11 protein-coding genes, 1 pseudogene and 1 riboswitch are annotated in these 13,956 nt (G+C 71.7%); of the genes and pseudogenes, 6 read left to right on the top strand and 6 right to left on the bottom strand.

Annotated elements, in window-relative coordinates; translation table 11 throughout:
* Positions 1 to 84 precede the first annotated feature (84 nt).
* Positions 85 to 723 carry a TetR/AcrR family transcriptional regulator gene (locus DLJ59_RS33900; RefSeq protein WP_124778193.1) on the bottom strand — a complete coding sequence of 213 codons (639 nt, stop codon included), beginning with the start codon at positions 721 to 723 and terminating at the stop codon, positions 85 to 87.
* Positions 724 to 903: 180 nt separating this feature from the next.
* Between DLJ59_RS33900 and DLJ59_RS33895 the strand changes: the two genes are divergently transcribed.
* The 4 genes from DLJ59_RS33895 to DLJ59_RS33880 all read left to right on the top strand — a co-directional run bounded on the left by DLJ59_RS33895 (position 904) and on the right by DLJ59_RS33880 (position 5,993).
* Positions 904 to 1,797: an ABC transporter permease gene (locus DLJ59_RS33895; protein ID WP_124778192.1), complete on the top strand. Its 894-nt coding sequence runs from the start codon at positions 904 to 906 to the stop codon at positions 1,795 to 1,797.
* Between the two features lie 34 nt (positions 1,798 to 1,831).
* Positions 1,832 to 2,608 carry an ABC transporter ATP-binding protein gene (locus DLJ59_RS33890; RefSeq protein WP_124778207.1) on the top strand — a complete coding sequence of 259 codons (777 nt, stop codon included), beginning with the start codon at positions 1,832 to 1,834 and terminating at the stop codon, positions 2,606 to 2,608.
* Between the two features lie 145 nt (positions 2,609 to 2,753).
* Positions 2,754 to 4,271, top strand: coding sequence for a bifunctional cytidylyltransferase/SDR family oxidoreductase (locus DLJ59_RS33885; RefSeq protein WP_124778191.1), 1,518 nt, complete (start codon positions 2,754 to 2,756; stop codon positions 4,269 to 4,271).
* Positions 4,272 to 4,304: 33 nt separating this feature from the next.
* The gene (locus tag DLJ59_RS33880; protein WP_124778190.1) at positions 4,305 to 5,993 is read left to right on the top strand and encodes a CDP-glycerol glycerophosphotransferase family protein; all 1,689 of its coding nucleotides are present in this window, start codon (positions 4,305 to 4,307) and stop codon (positions 5,991 to 5,993) included.
* A 39-nt stretch (positions 5,994 to 6,032) separates the two neighbouring features.
* Here DLJ59_RS33880 and DLJ59_RS33875 read toward each other — a convergent pair whose 3' ends face one another.
* From DLJ59_RS33875 to DLJ59_RS33855, 5 genes are all read right to left on the bottom strand, one after another.
* Positions 6,033 to 6,779: an alpha/beta hydrolase gene (locus DLJ59_RS33875; RefSeq protein ID WP_124778189.1), complete on the bottom strand. Its 747-nt coding sequence runs from the start codon at positions 6,777 to 6,779 to the stop codon at positions 6,033 to 6,035.
* A gap of 134 nt (positions 6,780 to 6,913) precedes the next feature.
* A complete protein-coding gene (locus DLJ59_RS33870) occupies positions 6,914 to 7,759 on the bottom strand; it encodes a C39 family peptidase (protein ID WP_208648929.1) in 846 nt (281 codons plus the stop codon).
* 233 nt (positions 7,760 to 7,992) lie between these two features.
* Positions 7,993 to 8,134, bottom strand: a riboswitch (cyclic di-AMP (ydaO/yuaA leader).
* Positions 8,135 to 8,419: 285 nt separating this feature from the next.
* Positions 8,420 to 9,190 (bottom strand): hypothetical protein, encoded by a 771-nt coding sequence (locus DLJ59_RS33865; protein WP_124778187.1) that lies wholly within the window; start codon positions 9,188 to 9,190, stop codon positions 8,420 to 8,422.
* Between the two features lie 131 nt (positions 9,191 to 9,321).
* A complete protein-coding gene (locus DLJ59_RS33860; protein WP_124778186.1) occupies positions 9,322 to 9,762 on the bottom strand; it encodes a hypothetical protein in 441 nt (146 codons plus the stop codon).
* A gap of 92 nt (positions 9,763 to 9,854) precedes the next feature.
* Entirely contained in the window at positions 9,855 to 11,090 is a 1,236-nt protein-coding gene (locus DLJ59_RS33855; protein WP_124778185.1) for an acyltransferase family protein, read from the bottom strand.
* A gap of 300 nt (positions 11,091 to 11,390) precedes the next feature.
* Here DLJ59_RS33855 and DLJ59_RS33850 point away from each other — a divergent pair, with 300 nt between their 5' ends.
* Positions 11,391 to 12,554 (top strand): glycosyltransferase family 2 protein, encoded by a 1,164-nt coding sequence (locus DLJ59_RS33850; RefSeq protein ID WP_124778184.1) that lies wholly within the window; start codon positions 11,391 to 11,393, stop codon positions 12,552 to 12,554.
* Between the two features lie 133 nt (positions 12,555 to 12,687).
* A pseudogene (pseI, locus tag DLJ59_RS33845) lies at positions 12,688 to 13,677 on the top strand (pseudaminic acid synthase); the annotation flags it as partial.
* Between the last annotated feature and the right edge of the window lie 279 nt (positions 13,678 to 13,956).

Genomic DNA, 13,956 nt, shown 5'->3' with positions numbered 1-13,956 from the left:
GGTGACGGCCGGGTGTCAAGGGGGCAGCGTAGCGGAATCGGGCAGGAGGGCCGCCGCTACCGGCTGCCGGGTGTCGAGGGCTGGTCAACCCGATCTCGGAGCCGCCCGGGGACGGGGCAGAACGCTGTCGGCGCCGAGCCCGGCCGCCACGGATTCGACAAGGTTGTCGAGGTAACCATCGGTGAGCGGGAGCCGGGCGATGGCGAGACGCCAGTAGAGCGGCCCCACGATGAGGTCGACGGCGGCGTCCAGGTCGGTGTCGGCGGGCAGTTCGCCACGCTGCACGGCACGGCTGACCAGGCGACCGCCGATCTCCTGCTGCCGGGCGTGCAGCACCTGCCGCAGGGTCGCGTCGATGGTGGGGTTGCGGGCGGCCTCGGCCAGCAGGTCCGGGAGGATCTGCGACGCCAGCGGGTGCCGCAGCGCGTGCGCCACCGCCTGGAACAGCAGCGCAAGATCACCGCGCAGCGTGCCGGTGTCCAGCGCGGGGAGCTTGCCGTGGGCCGCGGCGGCGACGATCTCCAGCACCAGGTCGAGCTTCGAGCTCCACCGTCGGTAGATCGCCGTCTTGCTGACGCCGGCCCGTCGGGCCACCGCCTCGATGGAGAGCCGGCCGTAGCCGACCGCGGCGAGTTCTTGCATCAACGCGCGGCGGATCGCCGTGGTGATCTCGTCGCGCAGCACCGCCGCGCCGGCCGGTGCCCGCCTCTTTTCGGCCGTCATCGAGGGCTCTTATCGCAGGTCACGCCGGATATCGTAGCGCAACGACGGTACGGTTGCGTCCCGACGTGTTTCGGACTACTGTCCTCGCAGCGACGAGGCGGCGCCCCGCGTAAATTTCCCACTAGGATGCGTTCGTCGCGAGCAACCCCCGTCTGCACGAAAGATCGGAGCGCCATTTCCATGGCCACCACCGCGCTGGTCGACCCCGACACGGGCCTGACCCAGGCGCAGCTGGCCGCTCGGCACGGGCTACGGGTCGCCGGTGAGCGACCCAGCCTCGTCGAGTACAGCCGCCGACTATGGGCCTACCGGCACTTCATCGCCGCGTACGCCAATGCCAAGCTCGTCGCCTCGTACAGCAACGCCAAGCTGGGTCAGCTCTGGCAGGTGCTCACCCCGCTGACCAACGCGGCGGTCTACTACCTGATCTTCGGGGTGGTGCTGGCACAGAACAACATCCCGAACTTCATCGCCTACCTGACCACCGGGTTGTTCATCTTCAACTTCACCCAGAGCGCCGTCCTGGCCGGCACCCAGTCGATCAGCAGCAACCTGGGGCTGATCCGGGCGCTGCACTTCCCCCGGGCCAGTCTGCCGCTGTCCACCACGATCACCCAGTTCCAGCAGTTGCTGGCCTCGATGGTGGTGCTGATCGGCATCGTGCTGGTCACCGGCGAGCCGCTCACCTGGGAGTGGTTGCTGCTGGTTCCGGCGCTGTTCCTGCAGGCGGTGTTCAACGCCGGAGTGGTGCTGCTGGTCGCCCGGCTGGGCTCCAAGTCGAGCGACCTGAAGCAGGTCATGCCGTTCATCATGCGGACCTGGATGTACGGCTCCGGCGTCCTCTACAGCGTCAGCCTCTTCGAGCGGCTGCCCGGCTGGGCGACGACAGTGGTGCAGTACAACCCGCTGCTGGTCTACATCGAGCTGGCCCGGTACTCGCTGCTCGAGGAGGCGCCGCTGCTCAACGAGTCGCTGACCCAGCTCTGGCTGGTCGGCGCAGGTTGGGCGCTGGTCGCCGGCATCGGCGGTTTCATCTACTTCTGGCGCGGCGAACAGGAGTACGGCCGTGGTTGAGCACTTCGGCGCCCCCGTTGAGGCGAGCGCGACGATGACCCGAACCCAGGAGCGCATCCCGACAGTGGTCGTGGACGACGCACACATCATCTACCGGGTGCACCAGGGCGCCTCCGGTGGCACCACGCCGGTGGCCGCGCTGCGCCGGCTGGTCAAGCGCACCCACGCGCCGAACGTGCGGGAGGTGCACGCGGTCAAGGGCGTCTCCTTCACCGCGTACCGGGGCGAGGCGATCGGGCTGATCGGCAGCAACGGCTCCGGCAAGTCCACCATCCTGCGGGCCATCGCCGGCCTGCTGCCGGTCAACCGGGGCGCCATCCACACCCAGGGGCAGCCGTCGCTGCTGGGCGTCAACGCCGCCCTGCTCAACGACCTCTCCGGGGAGCGCAACGTCGTCCTCGGCTGCCTGGCCATGGGTATGCACCCCGATGACGTGGCCAAGCAGGCCGCCGGGATCATCGACTTCTCCGGGATCAACGAGCGGGGTGACTTCGCCAGCCTGCCGATGCGGACGTACTCGTCCGGCATGGCCGCCCGGCTGCGGTTCTCCATCGCCGCCGCCAAGAAGCACGACGTGTTGCTGATCGACGAGGCCCTCGCCACCGGCGACAAGGGCTTCCGCAAGCGCAGCGAGCAGCGGGTACGGGAGCTGCGGGAGGGCGCGGGGACGGTGTTCCTGGTCAGCCACCAGCTCTCCTCCGTACGGGACACCTGCGAACGGACGATCTGGCTGGAATCGGGCGTCATCCGGATGGACGGCCCCACCGACGAGGTCATCCGGGCGTACGAGGCGTACGCGAACAGCAAGTAGAGTTCCGCGAACGTCCGGCACCGGCACGGCATTTGCGGACCGCGTCGCCCGCGTTGGGGCGGCGCGGTCCGCGCGTTAAGGTTCATTCCGTCGCCGCTCGGGCGGAACCTTCCGTTAACGCATCCCTGAGAGTGAGGATCCGGCAATGACGCAGGACCAGACCACTGGCCCGGACGCCGAAGCGGAGACCCCTACGCCGTGGCGGCCCTCGCGGACAGTGGCGGTGGTTCTGGCCGGAGGCACCGGGACCCGGCTGGGCCTCGGCATCCCGAAGCAGCTGCTGAAGATCGCCGGCAAGCCGATCATCGAGCACACCCTGGCGGTCTTCGAGGCGGCACCGGAGATCGACGAGATCATCGTGCTGATGGCCACCGGCCACGTCGAGGACGCCCAGCAGATCGTCGAGAAGGCCGGCCTACGCAAGGTCACCAAGGTGATCGAGGGTGGTGACACCCGCAACGCCACCACCCGGATCGCGCTGGACGCGGTCGGCCCGCAGGACTGCAACATCCTCTTCCACGACGCGGTGCGCCCGCTGCTCAGTGGCCGGATCGTGCGCGAGTGCGTCAACGCGCTCTGGAGCTACGACGCCGTGGACGTGGCCATCCCCTCCGCGGACACGATCATCCAGGTCGACGAGAACGACTGCATCACCGACATCCCGGTGCGCTCCCGGCTGCGCCGGGGCCAGACCCCGCAGGCGTTCCGCTCCCCCACGATCCGTTCGGCGTACCGGATCGCCGAGGACGACCCGGACTTCGCCGCCACCGACGACTGCGGCGTGGTGCTGCGCTACCTTCCCGGCACCCCGATCAAGGTGATCGACGGTTCGGACGAGAACATCAAGGTCACCCACCCGGTCGACGTGCACCTGGCGGACAAGCTCTTCCAGCTCGCCGCGGCGCAGGCGCCTCGGCTGACCGACCACCGCAGCTACAGCGAGGAGCTGACCGGCCGCACCATCGTGGTGTTCGGCGGCAGCTACGGCATCGGGCACGAGCTGACCGAGTTGGCCCGGCGCTACGGCGCCCAGGTCTTCCCGTTCAGCCGTTCCAGCACGGGCACCCACGTGGAGCGGGCCGAGGACGTCGAGGCCGCGCTGACGACCGCCTTCGAGGCCACCGGCCGGATCGACCACGTGGTGGTCACCGCCGGCATCCTGGAGAGGGGCGCCCTCGCCGAGATGGACGAGGAGACCATGGACCGGGTTCTCCAGGTCAACTTCGTCGGCCCGGTGACCATCGCCCGCCAGGCTCTTCCGTACCTCCAGCAGACCAAGGGTCAGCTGTTGCTCTACACCTCCAGCTCCTACACCCGGGGCCGGGCCCGCTACGCGCTCTACTCGGCCACCAAGGCTGCCCTGGTCAACCTCACCCAGGCGCTCGCCGACGAGTGGGCCGACGTGGGCGTCCGCGTCAACTGCATCAACCCAGAGCGCACCGCCACCCCGATGCGGACGCGGGCCTTCGGCGAGGAGCCGGAGCACACCCTGCTCGCCGCGGAGGCCGTCGCCCAGTCGTCGCTGGACGTGCTGATCTCCGACCTGACCGGTCAGGTGATCGACGTACGCCGGGCACCCGGTGACGGGCCCACGCCGAACCTGCCGGCCCAGCCCGGGTCGGGTCGGGTCGGGTCACCAACCGGCGCGACGTCCGCGAACTGACGCCGGCGGCGGCGGAACCACGAACGGAGCGACATGCGCGGCGACCTGGTCCGAAAGCTGGCCGCCCGGTGCCTGACCATCGGGTTGGCCGTGCTGGCCTTTGTCGTGCTGGCGCTCACCGGCGCCACCGGTTGGGGGCTGGCACTGGCCGTCGCCGCGCTGGCCGCCACGGCCGCCGAGCAGCGGGTCCGACCCAGCGCTGACCTCGTAGCGGAAACCACGTTGATCGCCGCGGCGATCGTGGTCGGTTACGCCCGGCGGCTGGACGACGGGCTCAACCTCGCGCTGGTCGCCACCGGGCTGGTCCTGCTGGGGCTGGTGCTGCTGGTGGGGCCGCTGCGCACCGCCGGCAGTCTGGAGATCCGGGCGGCCAACCTGCCGGTACGCGCCTGGACGCCGCTGATCGCCGACCAACTCGGCACGGCTCTGCTCGGGCTGCTCGCCGCCCTGGCGCTCGCCGCCGCCCTCGACCTGCCGGCCGGCGGGGCGCTGGCCGCCAGTCTGCTGGTCGGCGCGGGAGCCGGTGCGGTCGCACTGGACCTGGCCCGGCGGCGGTTCCGGCCGAGGGCCGGCGGCGGGCCGGTGGCCGCCGCGCTGCGCCGGCACCAGCCGGAGTTCCTGCTCTACTTCTCCGCGCCTCCCGGGTCGGAATACCAGGTCACCATGTGGCTGCCGTACCTGGAACGGATCGGCCGGCCGTTCCTGGTCGTACTGCGCGAGCCGGAGTTCCTGGCCCCGGTCGCGGCGGCCACCGACGCGCCGGTGGTCTACTGCCCCACCCTGGGGGCGTTGGACGAGGCGTTGGTGCCGAGCCTGCGGGCGGCGTTCTACGTCAACCACGGGGCGAAGAACAGCCACTGCGTCCGCTTCACCCAGCTCAGCCACGTCCAACTGCACCACGGCGACAGCGACAAGGCGCCGAGCGCCAACCCGGTGTCGGGGATCTTCGACCGGATCTTCGTGGCCGGGCAGGCGGCGATCGACCGGTACGCCCGCGCCGGGGTGCAGATCCCGGCGGACAAGTTCGTGGTGGTGGGTCGCCCACAGGTCGAGTCGATCGAGGTACGCCCGGAGCCGGCGCGAGGGTTGGCAAACCCCACCGTGCTGTACACCCCGACGTGGACCGGGCACCACGCCGACGCCGACTACTGCTCGCTGCCGGTGGCCGAAGGGCTGCTGCACCGGCTGCTGGAGCGCGGGGCGACGGTGATCCTGCGGGCCCACCCGTACACCGGGCAGAACCCGGCGTCGGCCCGCCAACTGGGCCGCCTGACCGAGTTGCTCGTCGCCGACCGGGCCCACACCGGCCGCCAGCACGTGGTCGGCGCGGCGGCTCGGGAGCTGAGCCTGACCGAGTGTGTCAACGCCTCCGACGCGCTGGTCTCCGACGTGTCCGGCGTGATCTCCGATTTCCTCTACTCCGGCAAGCCGTACGCGGTCACCGACATGGGCGGCGAGGGCGAACGGTTCGTGGAGCGTTTCCCGTTGGCCGGGTCGGGTTACGTGCTGCGCCGGGACATGTCCAACGTGGACGATGTGTTGACCGCGCTGCTGGACACCGACCCGCTGGCCGAGGCCCGCTGGGCCACCCGCCGCCGCTACCTGGGTGACTTCCCGGCCGAGTCGTACGCCGAGGCGTTCCTGGCCGCTGCCCGCCGGGAGCTGACGCTGCCCGAGGGCCGCGTGTCCGAGGGGTCGGCGCAGCTCTCCCCGCTTGCCTGAAGAGGGTCAGCCCAATCCGAGCCGCGCGCTCGACGAACCTCAGCGGTACGGGTCGAGCAACGCCAGCACCGCCGCCGGGTCCTCCACATGCGCGTTGTGCCCGAGACCGGGCAGCGTGGCGACGGGTACGCCGTACTCCTTGAGCTGTTCGTCGCTGACCATCGGGTCGTTCTCCCCACGGGCCAGCACCACCGGCACGTCGGTCGCCGCCAGCAGCGCGGCCAGGTCGGGCTCGCCGACGGCGAAGGCGGTCGGGTCCATGGCGAGACGCCACCGGCCGTCGACCTGGCGCAGACCGGCGTCCACCACCGGATGGTCCGGCGAGACCAGGCCGGCCAGCCCGGAGACGCGCAGGTAGCGGCGGGCCGCCTCGGTGCGGCTGGCGAACCAACTCACCGGGCGCGCGGCGACCTCGGCGGCGCGGGCCAGCTCCGCGGGTGACCACTGTGCCTTGATGCCCAGACCGACCACCGCGTCCACCGGCGTACCGGCGTCGCGGGCGGCCACCGCCAAGCCGACCACCCCACCGAGCGAGTGCCCGAGCACCACCAGCCGGTCGTCGGGGGCGAGGGCCTGCGCGACCTGCCGGGCGAAGCCCGCGAAGGAGTACGACGGCAGCGGCGGCGCCCAGCCGTGGCCGGCCAGATCCGGTGCCAGCCACCGCCCGGGCCAGTGCTGCTCAAGGTAGGGCGCCCAGGGCAACCACACGTCCCCGGTCGCTCCCATGCCGTGCAACAGCAGCAGGACCGGCCTACGGCCGGCGTGACCACCCGACGTCTCCACCACGGCCGCAGTCTCCCACGGTTCGCGGCCCGGTACGAGAGTCGTCGATGACCGCGTACACCCGGCCGCCGCGTAGAGACGCCGCGGGCGCCGGCCCCTTGTGGAGGACGGCGCCCGCGGCGGTCAGCGTGCCCGGGTCAGGCGGAGTAGCCCCGGCTGGTGATCCAGTTGGCCAGGTCGATGGTGGTGATCCAGTACGACGGGTCGGCCGGGTTCGCCGAGTCGGCGATCCGCACGGTGCGACCGTTGTCCTTGTAGCCCACGACGGCGATGTAGTGCCCACCGCCGTAGGAGTGCCAGCCGCCGTCGGTGTCGGTGGCGTCCCCGACGACGTTGGCCACCACGCCCCGGCCGTCGGTGATGGCCTTCACGACGTCGGCCTGGAGACGGTCCATCTGCGCCGGGCTGGGCGCCCCAGGGAACATCCGGGTCCGGTACGGGGAGCCCTTCACCTCGGCGTTGAGCACCCGGGTGGTGTCCTCGGCCGAGTTGGTGCCCATCTCGGTGGTGCCCAGCTCGGCGCCGAGCTCCTCCTGGGTGCGGTCGATGCCGGCGGCGCTGAGCGCGTTCCGGGTGGCCGCCGGACCGCAGTTGTAATAGGTGTTCTGCGCCTCGTAGTCGTAGTCGAGCACCTTCGTCGCGGGCGGCTTCGGCGTCGGCTTACGGGTCAGGTCCGGGTTGCTCTTGGCCTTGGCGGCGGGGGACGCGGCGCTGGCGGCCGGGGCGGCCGTGGTCGGCGCGGAGCTGGCCGAGGGAGACGCGTCCCGAACCTCACCGCGGGAGGCGGCGACGTCGCTGCGCATCTCGGCGACCGTGGTCGCGGTGCGCTGGCCGGCCGGGGCGTCGTCGGCCGTGGTGAGCAGGGCGCCGCTGGTGGTGGCGATCGCGAGGGCTGCGGCGGAGGCGGCCACGATCTGGTACGGGCGCTCGGTGGCGAGGCGGCGGAGCTGACGCTTCAGGGTGTGCTTCACGGGGTCCTCCACGGATCGGGGGGAGAGCGGCACACCGGGGCCGGACCGGTATCCGGGCAGGCGCCAGCGCGCGGACCGTGGTCCGCGGATGGTGAACCGCTCAGGGGAACGCCCGGCGTGGCCGGGCGGGAAAGGCGATGACCTTGGGGGTCAGCTCACCGTCACGCGACGATTGAGCGGGTGCACCGCCGCGCCGTGGAGGCGAGGGAACAACCGAGGGGTGGAAAGGTGCTGCACGAGGATGGGACTCCTTCCGACACCGCCTACCGGGTTAGCTGACGGATTCGGGCGGGAAGATCGCCCTACCGCGGGCCGTGGCTCGCGGATTCACCCCGGACTTACTGATGGGTCCCCGGTTCGTTGATCACGATTAAGCGGGTCGGTGCGGCGTCGCGTCTTGCGATCGGTTACCGCACCGGACGGGACGACAGTACTGGTCGCCCACGCACGCTGCCAAGCAAGGTTCACCTGCGTAAACCTCAATTATCGCAGCAATTTCTGCGCGTATTGCCGATGATGTGACTCGATGGGACAACCGGTTACGACCGCGCCCGCGGGCGACAACCGGACAGCCGGCGAAGAACGCAGCCATAATCGTGGGAGCAATGGCGCCGATCGCGCCAGACGTCCGATTTCACAATTGCGTGACCCGCCTCACATAACAGATCGGGCTCAACCCACCCGGGCCGGGCGCCACCGTGCCACGACGGCGGGACGCAACGCCCCCGCCACCGTCCGGCGGGCGGGCACCGGGGCCGGACGCAGCCGGACCGCCGCCGCGTACGCCTCCTCGGCCAGGGTACGAGCCGACTCGGCGGCCAACTCCGCGTCGCGCCAGGCGGCCCGCTCACGGCCGGCGGCCACCTGGTAGTCGGCCAGCCGCGCATCCCGGATCACCCGGCTGATCAGCACCTCCTGCTCGACCGGGTGTCGTCGGGGATCCCAGCCGTGCCGGTGCCCGAACACGTCACCGAGCTGCGCCATGGTCAGGTCACCCCTCCAGTACGCCGCCATCGCCGCCCGGTGCAGGTAGCGCTCCCGGGCCGCGTACTCGGCGGGAGTCTGCGGAGTACGCGGGGTGGGCAGCGCCCCCGCGCCCGCGAAGCGACGCGCGGCGTTGTCCGCCTCGTCGTACTCGATGAAGGCCCGCTCCATCTGCTCCTGAGCGGTCAGCCAGGCGGCGCGGCGCCGTTTGGCGGTCGTCGCCGCACCGGTTGCGGCGACGGCCACCTCCTCGGCGTAGCGGCGCAGGTCGACAGCCTCGGCGGCGGCCACCTCCCGGGCGGTGGGCGGGGCCGGGGGTGGGTCGTCAGTGGGCTGGTCCCGTTCGGAGCGGGTGGCCAGCACGGTGAGCAGACCCAGGGTCAGCAGGAACAGCGTCGACCAGATGGCGGCGGCCTGTGGCACCTCGGTCACGAACTGGTAGAAGACGACGGTCTCCATGGTCGGCACCTCGGGGAGAGAGCAGTGCGACGGGGGCCGCACCGGCCAGCGGGCCACGGGGGCCACCGGTCGGCGGGTTGGGAAGCGGGTGGATCGACAGGGCGCGACGACGGGACTGTCGTCCCGGTGGCTCAGCGCCGGGGTGGGGCCCGGGAGGCCCGACCGTTCGCCGGGTCGACGACGGGCAGCCGGTCAGACCCGGCCGCGCGAATCGGAAGCACACCGGACGCGATGGTGCGCTGGTCGCCGGGGAGCGCCACAGGCGAGTCGACCGACCAGGCCGCAACGGCCCCCTCGGCGGCGTCCGGCGGGATCGCCGACACCGAGCTCGCCGCACCCTGCGCGCCGACGTGCCGGCAGGAGGCCGCCAGCGACCCGGCAGCGACGGAGGCCGGCACCGCGCTAGACGTTGGCACCGCGCTCGACGTTGGCACCGCGCTGGGCGTCGACGCGGCGGCCGTGGCCGAACCTGCGCCGAGCGCCAGGGCCGCGACGACGGCGAGGCTGGTCAGCACCCGCGTCGCCCAGCGCGCCACCCACCACAGCGGACAGGTGAACGCGACCGGGAGCACGTGCCCACGCTACCGTCGCACCGCCCCGGGCGCACCGACCACGGGCGTGTCGAATCGCGCCGCGCCGACCCCGTTGACCAGGGTGGACGCTGTCAGCGCAGGTCGACGTACGTTGATCGATTGTCGGCCGGGTCGATCTCGTCGGCAGCCCCGCCGGCCCCGCCCTTCGGGTCTCGTGCCTCGTCGTTACCGGCGGCCTGCGTGCCGGCCGCGCGTTGCCGGGGGACCGGCGCCGGACGGGCCGGACGGCGCGGCGCGAGCCGGCGCATCATCGGGGTCTCGACGAAGCGGTGCAGCAGCCCGGCGAGGATCAGGTTCACCACCAGGAAGCCGAGCACCACGGCCGGGCCACGCCAGCCCGCGAAGCCGGTCCCCCAGTCCCCGCTCCAGCGCAGCACGCTCGTCATCACCAGCACGTGCACCAGGTAGAAGGCGAACGAGACCTCACCGAGCCAGACCAACGGCCGGGACCGCCACGGCGAGCGTCGACCCCGCACGTCCGCGTCCGCGGCGGCAGTGATCACCAGCAGGTACACGACCGCGAGCAGCGTGGTCCACAGCTCGGCGCGGATCCACTGCGCGGCCGCCACCCAGGTGACCAGGAAGATCCCGCTGGCCACGGTGAGACCGGGACCGCGCCAGAGCCCACGGCGCATCAACTCGGCAGCCACCGCGCCCAACCAGAACTCCAGCGACCGTACCGGCGGGAAGATCTGGGTGAACCACCACCGACTCACCTCCGGCACCAACTCCTGCGCCGGCCAGAGCGCGAGGATCAGCAGCGGCAGCACGACGATCAACGCCCAGAGCAGCTTCGGGCGGGCCCGGCGCAACAGCGGCAACGCGAACGGCAGACAGAGGTAGAAGAAGAACTCGCAGGAGAGCGACCAGCTGACGGTGTTGATGCTGTAGAACCAGCCTGGCCGGGCGTCCCACGCCTGTAGCAGCAGCAGGTTCTCCAGCGCGGCCGCCGGCAGGACCGGGTCGGCGAACCACGCGGCGACCACCAGCGTCGCCGCCCACAGCACCAGGTGATTCGGGTAGATCTTGGCGATCCGCCGCCGCCAGAAGGTACGCCGGGAGTCGCCCGCGCGGGCCGACCAGACCAGCACGAAACCACTGAGGATGAAGAAGAACTGCACCCCGGACAGGCCCAGGGTGAACAGCGCGTCGACCACTGCCTTGTAGTCCGGCTCGGCGATGATCCCCATGGTGCCCGCGTGAAAGCCGAAGACCAGCAGGGCGGCGATCCAACGCAGCCCGGTCAACGACGGCAGCCGGGGCGGGGCGGACTCCGGCCGGGCGGCCGACGCCGCGGTGCTTGTCATGCCGGGATCCCGACGCTCGGCAGGCTCACCAGCACTGTCGTATCCTCCTCGGCGCGGCGTCGGACGGCGCGACGGCGACGCCCGCGACGACCCGGCAGGGCCGCACCGAGGCACCCTACCGGGTCACTCCCGGGTGAACCGGACGCGTCCCACCCGACCCCATGAGCCCCCGTTCCCCGGGCCGCGCGATCGCCCGCCGTCCGGCGTTAACCTTCCGCTGCACCGGAGTTCAGAGATTCCACCATCGGCGGCAACGTCAGGTTCCGGGGCCGGCCACCCGGGTCGTCGAAGGTGGCGGACGTGGTCAATGAGCCGACGCACGCACCGCTGCTGAGCATCGTCGTGCCCGTCTACGGCGTCGAGGCGTACCTGTACCAGTGCCTCGAGTCCATCCGGGCCGACATCCCGGCGGGCGAGTCGGACGCGGTCGAGCTGATCGCCGTCGATGACGCCTCCCCGGACGGCTGCGGCGACATGCTCCGCGCGTACGCGGTCGGCCGCGACGGCGTCCGCGTCGTGCACCTGAGCAGCAACGTGGGTCTGGGGCTGGCCCGCAACGCCGGGCTCGACGTGGCCACCGGCCGGTACGTCTGGTTCGTCGACAGTGACGACTGGTTGCCGCCGGGCACGATCGCGGCGGTGCTGGACCGGCTGCGCCAGCACCAACCCGACGTGCTGATGCTCGACCATCTGCGGGTGCACGAGGACGGTCGACGGGAGGTCGACGCGAGCAGCCCGCTGCTGCGCGGGATCACCGGCGTCACCCGGCTGGCCGACCAGCCGCGGCTGCTGCGGGTGCAGCACACCGCCTGGAACAAGGTGGTCCGCCGGGACTTCATGGACGAGCTGGAGCTGCGTTTCTTCCCCGGCTGGTACGAGGACATCCCGTTCAGCCACCCCCTGCTCATCGGAGCCGAGAAGATCTCCGTGCTGGACCGGGTCTGCTACCTGTACCGCCAGGGCCGTCAGGGCGCGATCACCTCCACCCGCAGCGGCCGGCACTTCGACGCCTTCGCCCAGTACGAGCGTCTGATGGACTGGGTCGCCCGCAAGCACCCGGACGAGCGGTTGCGGGCCGAACTGTTCGAGCTGATGATCAGCCACTACCTGGTGGTGGTGGGCAACGACGGCCGGCTGCACCCGCACCTGCGGCGCGACTTCTTCCACCGGGCCGCCGCGCACTACCGCCGATACCTGCCCACCGGCGGCTACCCGGTGCCCCCGGGCGCGACCGGGCTCAAGCACCGCCTCGTCGGGCGGGGTGACTGGTTGGCGTACTCGGCGCTGCGCCGGGCCCACCGGGTCACTGGTCGGCTGCGCCGGCCCGGCCCGGTGGGCGGCACCGACAGCGGTTCGCCCGCCGTCGACGATGACCCGAGCCGCCGGGCGGACGCCACGCCGACGCGCGACGGTGGGCTCGCCCCGGAACGGCGTGACGCGCTGGCCGCTGGTTGGCTGCCGTGATCGACCCCACCGCACAGCACACCGGGCGTCGGGGCGACTCCCGGTGTCCTGATTTTCCAGGTCGTCCGCCCGCCGGGTGGACGACGACAGCACCACCGCACCCCGGTGCGGGCGTACCTGAGCAGAGGTCGGAATGACGGCGACAATCAAGATCGGACGGCACGCGGTCGGTGCCGGGGAGCGACCGTTCGTGGTCGCCGAGATGTCCGGCAACCACAATGGTGATCTCAACCGGGCGCTGGCCATCGTCGACGCGGTGGCCGACAGCGGGGCGCACGCGTTGAAGCTCCAGACGTACCGACCGGACACGATCACCATCGACGTCGACACCCCGGCGTTCCGGATCTCCAGTGGGCACGAGCTGTGGGGCGGGGAGAACCTGTACCGCCTCTACGAGCGCGCGCACACCCCGTACGAGTGGCACGCCCCGATCTTCGAGCGGGCCCGCGAGCGTGGCCTGACCGTCTTCTCGTCGCCGTTCGACGCGACAGCCGTGCAGCTGCTGGAGTCCCTGGACGCGCCCGCGTACAAGATCGCCTCGTCGGAGCTGGTCGACCTGCCGCTGATCCGACTGGTCGCCAGCACCGGCAAGCCCATGGTGATCTCCACCGGAATGGCGACGGTCGCCGAGATCGACGCCGCGGTGCGCACCGCCCGGTCCGGTGGCGCGGCGGGCATCGTCCTGCTGGCCTGCACGGCGTCCTACCCGGCGCCACCGGCCGACAGCAACCTGCGCCGGTTGCCGGTGCTGGCCGGTGCGTTCGACGTGCCGGTCGGGCTCTCCGACCACACGCCCGGCATCGGGGTGGCGGTGGCCTCGGTGGCGCTTGGCGCCTGCTTCATCGAGAAGCACGTGACGCTGGACCGGGCCGACGGCGGCGTCGACTCGGACTTTTCCCTGAACCCGGCGGAGCTCACGGCTCTGGTCGCCGAGTCAGGCCGGGCGTACGCGGCGCTGGGCGGGACCGCGATCGGCCCCACCCCCGCCGAGCGGGAGGGGCTGCGGTTCCGCCGGTCGCTCTTCGTGGTCGAGGACGTCCGGGCCGGCGACCCGGTGACCGCGGACAACGTCCGTTCGATCCGGCCGGCCGGCGGGCTGGCCCCCGTGGAGATCGACCGGGTCCACCGGGCGGAGTGCTGCTGCAAGCTGGTCGACGTGCCGGTGGCGGCCTGGTGGCGGCGCCACGGTCTGGGTACGCCAGCCGACGGGTCGGCGGTCTGGCGGACCCTCCGGGTAGCCGACCTGGTGGTCAGCGTCGGCTTCGCCCCCGCGATCCTCCCGCCCCGCGATCTTGCGCTTCCGGACGCCGAATCGCCGCTTTCGCGCCTTCAGCCGCGACGGTAACTGCGAGATCGCGAGGGCGGGGTGGGGTTGGGGTCAGATCAGGTTCCAGCTCAGCGG

Source organism: Micromonospora inaquosa, from assembly GCF_003857055.1.
Lineage (GTDB): Bacteria > Actinomycetota > Actinomycetes > Mycobacteriales > Micromonosporaceae > Micromonospora > Micromonospora inaquosa.
This window is presented reverse-complemented; position numbering and strand designations above follow the sequence as displayed.